The sequence below is a fragment of the Hydrotalea sp. AMD genome (genome assembly GCF_004100315.1).
In the GTDB taxonomy this organism is placed as follows: Bacteria; Bacteroidota; Bacteroidia; order Chitinophagales; family Chitinophagaceae; genus Hydrotalea; species Hydrotalea flava.
This window is the reverse complement of sequence record NZ_SCKY01000086.1, coordinates 1-1,428: the sequence shown is the minus strand read 5'-3', so window position 1 is coordinate 1,428 and position 1,428 is coordinate 1. Positions and strand designations below refer to the sequence as shown.

At 40.8% G+C, this 1,428-nt stretch carries 1 protein-coding gene; it reads left to right on the top strand.

The features are described 5' to 3' along the window. Positions 1–1,295: signal recognition particle protein (ffh, locus tag EO766_RS18150; protein ID WP_287101793.1), on the top strand; the 1,295-nt coding region annotated here is incomplete at its 5' end. Positions 1,296–1,428: the final 133 nt, after the last annotated feature.

Below are 1,428 nucleotides of genomic sequence, written 5' to 3'. Positions count from 1 at the left end.
AATCCGCATTTAAAAATCTAAAAGGCCAGGCACGTATTACCGAGCTGAATGTTGCCAATACGGTGAAAGATATTCGCAGGGCATTGATTGATGCAGATGTGAACTTTAAAATTGCCAAAGAATTTACCGATAAAGTAAAAGAAAAAGCCATTGGCGAAAAGGTAATTAATGCCGTTAGCCCGGGTCAGTTAATGGTAAAAATTGTGCAGGATGAATTAACTGAATTAATGGGCGGTAAGGCAGCTGAATTTTCAGTAAGCGGCAATCCGGCCATTATTTTAATTGCAGGTTTACAGGGTAGTGGTAAAACCACCTTTACCAGCAAACTGGCCAATTATTTAAAAAACCAAAAAGGCCAATCGCCCATGCTGGTGGCTGCCGATATTTACCGCCCTGCTGCTATTGATCAGTTAACTGTTTTAGCCGAACAGGTAGGTGTACCCATTTATGCAGAACGCGATAATAAAGATGCCGTGAGTATTGTGCAAAATGCACTGAAAGCCGCTAAGGCACAGAACAAAAATGTGGTGATTATTGATACGGCCGGCCGTTTGGCCATTGATGAAGTAATGATGACCGAAGTGGCCAATATTAAACAAGCGGTAAATCCATCTGAAATTTTATTTGTGGTAGATGCCATGACCGGACAAGATGCGGTAAATACGGCCAAAGCCTTCAACGACCGGCTCGATTTTACGGGTGTGGTATTAACCAAATTAGATGGCGATACCCGTGGTGGTGCGGCACTTTCCATCAAATACACTGTGCAGAAGCCCATTAAATTTATGAGCAGCGGCGAAAAAATGGATACACTCGATGTGTTTTATCCCGACCGTATGGCACAGCGTATTTTGGGTATGGGCGATATTGCCTCATTAGTAGAAAAAGCACAGGAGCAATTTGATGAAGAACGTGCCAGAAAGCTGGAGAAAAAAATCAGAAAAAACCAATTTGATTTTCAGGATTTTTTAGAACAACTGCAGCAAATTAAAAAAATGGGGAGCTTGAAAGATTTGATGGGCATGATACCCGGTGTAGGCAAAGCCATTAAAGATGTAGATATTAATGATGATGCGTTTAAAGGTGTTGAAGCCATTATTCATTCCATGACACCCGAAGAAAGGGCCAACCCCGATTTAATTGACCAACGAAGAAAGGTACGTATTGCCAAAGGCAGCGGAAAAGATATTCAGGAAGTAAACGCCTTTATGAAGCAATTTGAACAAATGAAAAAAATGATGGGCGCCATGAATAAATTACCCATAGGGGGCAGAATGCCGGGGTTCAGGCGATAAATGTCAAAAAAAAACGAGCAAGGCTCATAATTTTGTATTAAATATCAAAAACAAAACAGCTAAAGTTGGAGGGAAAGCAATCCTTTATTATTTTCGCCGTCCAAATAAAATTGAAACCCTATTTATTAACGCC